This is a genomic window from Cupriavidus sp. GW821-FHT07C08 (assembly GCF_059419025.1).
Map to the genome: position 1 here is coordinate 144634 of NZ_JBWKQZ010000021.1, position 6359 is coordinate 150992.

The window sequence follows — 6359 nt, forward strand, 5'->3', positions numbered from 1 at the left end:
GCCCGTTCAGCGCGCCCCCAGGCTGCGCGAAATGATGACCTTCTGGATGTGGCTGGTGCCCTCGTAGATCTTGGTCACGCGGGCATCGCGGTAGTAGCGCTCGACCGGGAAGTCGGTCAGGTAGCCATAGCCGCCATGGATCTGGATGGCGCCGGAGCACACCTTCTCCGCGATCTCGCTGGCGAACAGCTTGGCCATCGAGGCTTCCTTGGCGCAAGGCACCCCGGCTTGCTGCAGACGGGCTGCATGCAGCATGAACTGGTGCGCCACGTCTACCTGCGTGGCCATGTCGGCCAGGTCGAAGGCGACGCCCTGCAGGTTGATGATCGGCCCGCCATACGCTTCGCGCTCCTTCGCGTACTGCACGGCCGCCTCCAGCGCGGCGCGGGCCACGCCGCAGGCGACCGCGGCAATGCCGATGCGGCCTTCGGACAGCATGCCCATCACGCGCTTGTAGCCTGCGCCTTCCTCACCGATCAGGTCCTCTGCCGGCACGCGGTGGTTATCGAGCTGGATCGCGGCGACATGGGCCGAACGCTGGCCGAGCTTTTCCTCGACGCGGGTAACGGTGTAGCCCGGTGCGCGCGGATCGACGATAAACAGGCTCGGGCCTTTCTTTCCTTCCGGGGTTTCGGTGATGGCAGCAATGGCGATGCCAACGCCCGCTTCATTGCCGTTGGAGATGAACTGCTTGCTGCCGTTGAGCACGTAGTGATCGCCCTCGCGCCGTGCGGTGGTGCGGAAAGCGCCGGTATCCGAGCCTGCCTGCGGTTCCGTCAGCAGGCCGGCGACGATGGTCTCTCCGGACGCCATGCCCGGCAGGTACTTGCGCTTCTGCGCTTCGCTGCCAGCGTCGGCCACCGCGCCGGCCAGGCCGTTATGCACGTGCAGGATGGTGGCAAAGCCGGCGTCGGCTGCGGCGAACTCCTCGATGGCGAGGCAGTATTCCGGGAACGTTGCCCCCGAGCCGCCGTACTCCTCGGGCACGTGCATGCCGAGGAAACCCAGCTCGGCTACCGCCTTCAGTTCGCTGCGCGGCCAGGCGCTGCTGCGATCGCGTTCGGCTGCCGTCGCGGCAACGACTTCCTGCGCCACCTTGCGGGCAGCATCGCGGATCATGGTTTCCTGCTCGCTCAGGAGCACGGTGGAGGTATCGTTCATGGTCTGGCTCTCTTTCCTGTTACTAGTCTGTCTTTCCGCCGGCTTAGGCGAATACGCGCATGATCGTGTCGGCCACGCACACCGGCTTGTCCGAGCCGTCCATTTCGACCGTCATTTCGTAGGTGAGCTGCGTGCCGTTGTTGGCGAGCGGCTCGAAGCCCGCCAGCTTGAAGCGGGCACGCAGGCGGCTGTTCACCGGCACCGGTTTCAGGAAGCGCACCTTGTTCATGCCGTAGTTCACGCCCATCTTGATGTCCTGGATGGCGAGCGCCTGCTGGATGAAGGTTGGCAGCAGGCTGAGCGTCAGGAAGCCATGCGCGATCGGCGCGCCGAACGGGCCGCTGGCTGCGCGCACCGGGTCGACATGGATCCACTGATGGTCGCCCGTCGCGTCGGCGAAGGTATTGATGCGCTGCTGGTCGATCAGGGTCCAGTCGCTGGTGCCGACCACCTCTCCCACCAGGGATTGGAGTTGGGCCACGGTTTCATAGGTCTTCATGGGGTCTCGCTCTTGTGGATGGGATGGTTGCGCGTCAGGCGGCCTCGGCATGCAATGCCGTTTGCAAGGCTGCCGCGCAGGCGGCTTCATTGCTGTCGCTGCTGCCCAGCAGCAGGTCCGCCACCACGGCGCGCTTGTAGTAGTGGCCGACTGCGTATTCCTCGGTCATGCCGATGCCGCCGTGCAGTTGAATGCCCTGGCCGCAGACGAGCTTCGCCGCCCGGCCGATCAGCATCTTGGCGGCCGACAGCACCTGCTGCTGCGTCGCCGCGTCGTCATTGGCCAGCGAGGCCAGTGCCGCGTGCAGCATCGAACGCGCCACTTCCATCTCGGCCGCCATCTCTGCCATGCGGTGCTGCAGTGCCTGGAAGGAACCGATCGGCACGCCGAACTGCTGGCGGGTCTTCAGGTACTCGGCGGTCAGCTCGATGGTTTTTTCCATGGCGCCGATCAGCTCGGCGCAAAGCGCGACGGTGCCGCTCGCCAGACCGGCGTGCAGCGCGGAAAGTCCCTGCGCCGGCTCACCCAGCACGGCTTGCGCCGCCACGCGCACACCATCCAAGGTCAGTTCTTCGACCCAGCTGCCGTCGTGCAGCGGCAAGGCCCGGCGGTGCAGGCCCGGGGCATCGCCCTCGACCAGCAGCAGCGTGATGCCATCCGTGCCCGGCACCACGGCGGAAACGATGAACGCATGCGCGCCGACCGCTCCTAGCACCAGCGACTTGGTGCCCTGCAGCACGTAATGGTCGCCATCGCGCTCCGCCCGAACCGAGACCGGCTCCGGCAAGCCGCGCGAAGCCGGTTCGCTGTAGGCCAGCGCGATGCGCATCGAGCCCGCGGCGAGCAGCGGCAGCAGGGCTTCCTTCTGCGCCTCGGTGCCGCCGGCCAGCAGCGTCTGCGCCGCCAGCACGGCGCAGCCGAGGTAGGGTTCGACCACCAGTCCACGCCCCATCTCCTGGGCGATGATCGCGGTTTCCAGCAGCGTGCCGCCCAGGCCGCCGTATGCCTCCGGCAGCGCGGCCATCAGCCAGCCGTTCTCGGCGAACAGGCCCCAGTTGCCGGTGGTGGCGTCACAGCCGGCCTTTACCAGCGCGGTGCGCGCCTCGAAGCTATACGCCCTGTCGATAAAGCGGCGCACGCTGTCTTGCAGCAGTTGTTGTTCCGAAGTCAGATCGAAGTCCATGCTATGTCCTTTGCGGCGGACGCAGCGCCATCCATGCTGTCCTGCCGATCGCTCAAATATCGCGGTGCCGCCGCTCGTGCCGGGTTCATCCGGTTGCGTCTGCGCCTTGGCTTGCGAAGTCATCTTAGTCAGGCAGGATCGCTTTCTTCCCCTCCCCTTTTGCGGGGGCGGTGCCCCTCTTGCATGGAAAGGGATTGCCCCACCGACGCCTCAACCGCCGTGCGGTCGGCCGGCGTCCTTCCCCCTCTCCTCAGGGGAGGGGAGCGACGAAACGCCCCGCTCCTACACTGCTCCGGCAGAACACCGATAGAACAGAGCCACGGAGACAGCAATGAACATGGACTTCGCCCGCGTCATGGGGCAGGTTGCCGTGCAGTTCGCCGCACAGGAAGCGCTGGTCAATATCGAGCGCGGCCGGCGCTACACGTTCGGCGAGTTGCACCGGCTGACCAACCGCATCGCCAACATGATGCGCACCCGTCTTGGCCTGCGCCGCGGCGATGTCGCGCTCTGCATCCTGGAGAACGACAACCTCTCGCTGCTGCACGCCTGGACCGCCTTCAAGGGCGAAGCAGCGGTCGCGCACACCAATATCCGCGACGCCTTTGACGAGCACCGCTGGCAGGTGGAGTTCATCCGCCCCAAGGTGGTCTTTCTCGAGACTTCCCTGCTGGACCGCTACGCCGGCATGCTGCGCGAGCGCGGCGTGACCGTGGTGTGCATGGACCCGCCACCGGCGCCGCGCGAAGGCGTGTATCACTTCTGGGACTTGCTCGAAGGCGCCTCCGACGCCGAGCCCGGTGTTCAGTCCGACACCCGGTCCGACATCCTGATCTACCGCTTCACCGGCGGCACGACGGGCCGCAGCAAATGCGCCCAGTACACCATCGACAACTGGCTCGCGGCGCGCGACACCATGTATGCCGACCCCGAGCAAAGCGTGGCGCTGAACCAGCGCACGCGCTACCTGCACATCGCGCCGGTCAGCCACGGTTCCGGCCTGTCGTTCCTGCCGACCCTGTTTCGCGGCGGCTGCACGCTGACGCAGAACGCGGCCGACCTCAAGGCGTGGTGCCGCAATGTCGAAACGGAGAAGGTGACCACCACGCTGATGGTGCCGACCCTGGTGAACGTCCTGCTGGAACTGCCCGAAGCGACGAAGCATGACCTGTCCAGCCTGCGCACCCTCTACTACGGCGCCGCACCGATGAGCCCGGCCAAGCTGGCACAGGCGCAGCAGCGCTTCGGCAATATCTTCTTCCAGCTCTACGGCGCGACCGAATGCGCGCAGGCGGTCTGCACCCTGACGCAGGCCGATCACCTGACCGCCATCGAGACCGGCCGGCTCGCATCCGCCGGCCGTCCGACCATCGGCATCGAAATCCGCATCGTCGACGAAGCGGGTCATGACGTCGCGCCCGGCACCACGGGAGAGATCTGGTTGCGCGGCCGCGGCACCATCAGCGGCTACCACGGCAACCCGGAAGGCACGGCGTCCGAGTTCTGCGACGGCTTCTGGAAGTCCGGCGACCTGGGCTATGTCGACGAGGGCGGCTATGTATTCATCGTCGACCGCAAGAAGGACATGATCATCAGCGGCGGCTTCAACGTGTATGCCGTCGAGGTCGAAGCATCGCTCAACGCCCACCCCGCCGTCTTCATGTCGGCCGTGGTCGGCATTCCCCATGAAAAATGGGGCGAGGCAGTGCATGCGGAAGTGGTGCTCAGGCCTGGCGCAGTGGTGGAGGCCGAGGCGCTGATCGAGCATGTCAAGGACCGGCTCGGACGCTTCAAGGCGCCCAAGACCATCACCATGACCGATGCGCTGCCGCTCAGCGCGGTTGGCAAGGTCCTGCGCCGGCGCGTGCGCGAGAAGTACTGGACGGACCAGCCCAGGCGGGTCTCCTGACGAGTCGTTGGTGCCCGGCTCGGCAAGCTTCGGGATAACCGGAGCGCGGCGAGCCGGCCACACGGCATCGCACCGGTCTCCGCGATGTCTTGGTACTCCGGCTTCGTGCCGGAGTTTTTTTTGGCGTCACCGGTTCCAGCGTGGTGCGGGAATGGTGCCCGCAAGCGGGCACAGCCACTGGATGCTTTTCAGCGAAGAGCGGCAGCGCCTGCTGCCCCTCCGGCAGACCGCTCAGCCCAGGCTGCGCGAAATAATCAACTTCTGGATATGGCTGGTGCCCTCGTAGATCCGGGTCACGCGCACGTCGCGCAGGTAGCGCTCGACCGGGAAGTCGGTCAGGTAGCCGTAGCCGCCGTGGATCTGCAGCGCATCGGAGCAGACCTCTTCGGCGATGTCGCTGGCATACATCTTGGCCATCGCCGCTTCGCGCGCACAGTCGACGCCGGCCTCGGCCAGGCGCGCGGCGTGCAGGCTGTACTGGAAGGCGGTCTCGACGCGGGTCGCCATGTCCGCCAGGTCGAACGCCACGCCCTGCAACTGGTTGATCGGCGCGCCGTAGGCCTCGCGCTCGCTCGCGTACGCGGTCGCCGCCTCCAGTGCGCCGCGTGCCGCGCCGGCGGCAATGAAGGCGATGCCGATGCGGCCATCCGACAGTGAGCTCATCACCGTGCGATAGCCCTGCCCTTCGGCGCCCAGCAGGTCTGTTGCCGGCGCGCGGTAATCTTCCAGTGCGATCTGCGCGGTTTGCGCCGTGTGCTGGCCAAGTTTTTCCTCGATGCGGGTCACCACATAGCCGGGCTGCTTCGGGTCGACCAGGATGGTGCTGGCGCCCTTCTTGCCCGCGCTCTTGTCCGTCAGCACGAAGGCAATGCCAACGCCGGCCTCGCTGCCGTTCGAGATGAACTGCTTGGCGCCGTTCAGCACGTAGTGCCCGCCGTCACGCACGCCGGTGGCGCGCAGCGCGGCGGTATCGGAGCCGGCATGCGGCTCGCTCAGCAGGAAGGCGCCGATCGACTCGCCGCGCGCCATCGCCGGCAAGTGACGCTGCTTCTGTTCCTCGGTGCCATGGGCGGCGATGGTGGCGGCAACGAAGTTGTGGACGTGCACGATCGTGGCGAGGCCGGCATCGACCGAGGCGAACTGGTGCTGCGCCAGGCAGAATTCCAGCAACCCTGCGCCAGTCCCGCCGTAGGCTTCGGGCACCAGCATCCCCATGAAGCCGAGTTCGCCGAGCACCTTCAGCTCGTCGCGCGGCCAGGCGGAGGCGCGGTCGCGTGCCGCGGCCGTGGGCGCGATGACTTCGGCTGCCAGGCGGCGGGCCGAATCGTTGATCAGGATCTGTTGCTCGGTGAAAAGCGCGGTATTGATGTCTGCCATGGCGGTGGTCGCTTGTGGTCTCGTCGTACGGATGCGGCATGTAATGGTGCTGGCGCGCACGCCGCGGGAAGTGCCGGCTGGGGCCAACGTGGCGCTGGCTGCTTGCCGGATCCAGCATAGAGCGCGGGAAGCGCCCGTTCCCCTCCCGCGAATCTTGCCTTTACCCACAACTTCCGGCGGCTTACTCGTTTTTCTGGAAGATCCGATACATTTCGGTGATTTCGTGCAAA

The 6359-nt window shown here is 66.5% G+C and carries 5 protein-coding genes; 1 reads left to right on the forward strand and 4 read right to left on the reverse strand.

Features of this window, described 5'->3' with window-relative positions; translation table 11 throughout:
* Positions 1-6 precede the first annotated feature (6 nt).
* From AC07UK_RS24630 to AC07UK_RS24640, 3 genes are read right to left on the reverse strand one after another with little or no spacing between them, the layout of a single operon-like run.
* Entirely contained in the window at positions 7-1161 is a 1155-nt protein-coding gene (locus tag AC07UK_RS24630) for an acyl-CoA dehydrogenase family protein (protein ID WP_436224240.1), read from the reverse strand.
* A 43-nt stretch (positions 1162-1204) separates the two neighbouring features.
* Entirely contained in the window at positions 1205-1660 is a 456-nt protein-coding gene (locus AC07UK_RS24635) for a MaoC family dehydratase (protein WP_436224241.1), read from the reverse strand.
* 34 nt (positions 1661-1694) lie between these two features.
* Positions 1695-2843, reverse strand: a complete 1149-nt coding sequence (locus AC07UK_RS24640) for an acyl-CoA dehydrogenase family protein (RefSeq protein WP_436224242.1) — start codon at positions 2841-2843, stop codon at positions 1695-1697.
* A 331-nt stretch (positions 2844-3174) separates the two neighbouring features.
* On the opposite strand from AC07UK_RS24640, the gene AC07UK_RS24645 reads away from it, so the two are divergent.
* Complete coding sequence (locus tag AC07UK_RS24645; RefSeq protein WP_436224243.1) at positions 3175-4752, forward strand: AMP-binding protein; 1578 nt, start codon at positions 3175-3177, stop codon at positions 4750-4752.
* A gap of 231 nt (positions 4753-4983) precedes the next feature.
* Here AC07UK_RS24645 and AC07UK_RS24650 read toward each other — a convergent pair whose 3' ends face one another.
* Positions 4984-6129, reverse strand: a complete 1146-nt coding sequence (locus AC07UK_RS24650; RefSeq protein WP_494686345.1) for an acyl-CoA dehydrogenase family protein — start codon at positions 6127-6129, stop codon at positions 4984-4986.
* Positions 6130-6359 lie beyond the last annotated feature (230 nt).

Excerpts from the sequence above, each read along its gene's own strand:
- AC07UK_RS24630 (WP_436224240.1), bottom strand. The coding sequence starts at position 1,161 with ATGAACGATACCTCCACCGTGCTCCTGAGCGAGCAGGAAACCATGATC.
- AC07UK_RS24635 (WP_436224241.1), bottom strand. The coding sequence starts at position 1,660 with ATGAAGACCTATGAAACCGTGGCCCAACTCCAATCCCTGGTGGGAGAG.
- AC07UK_RS24640 (WP_436224242.1), bottom strand. The coding sequence starts at position 2,843 with ATGGACTTCGATCTGACTTCGGAACAACAACTGCTGCAAGACAGCGTG.
- AC07UK_RS24645 (WP_436224243.1), top strand. The coding sequence starts at position 3,175 with ATGAACATGGACTTCGCCCGCGTCATGGGGCAGGTTGCCGTGCAGTTC.
- AC07UK_RS24650 (WP_494686345.1), bottom strand. The coding sequence starts at position 6,129 with ATGGCAGACATCAATACCGCGCTTTTCACCGAGCAACAGATCCTGATC.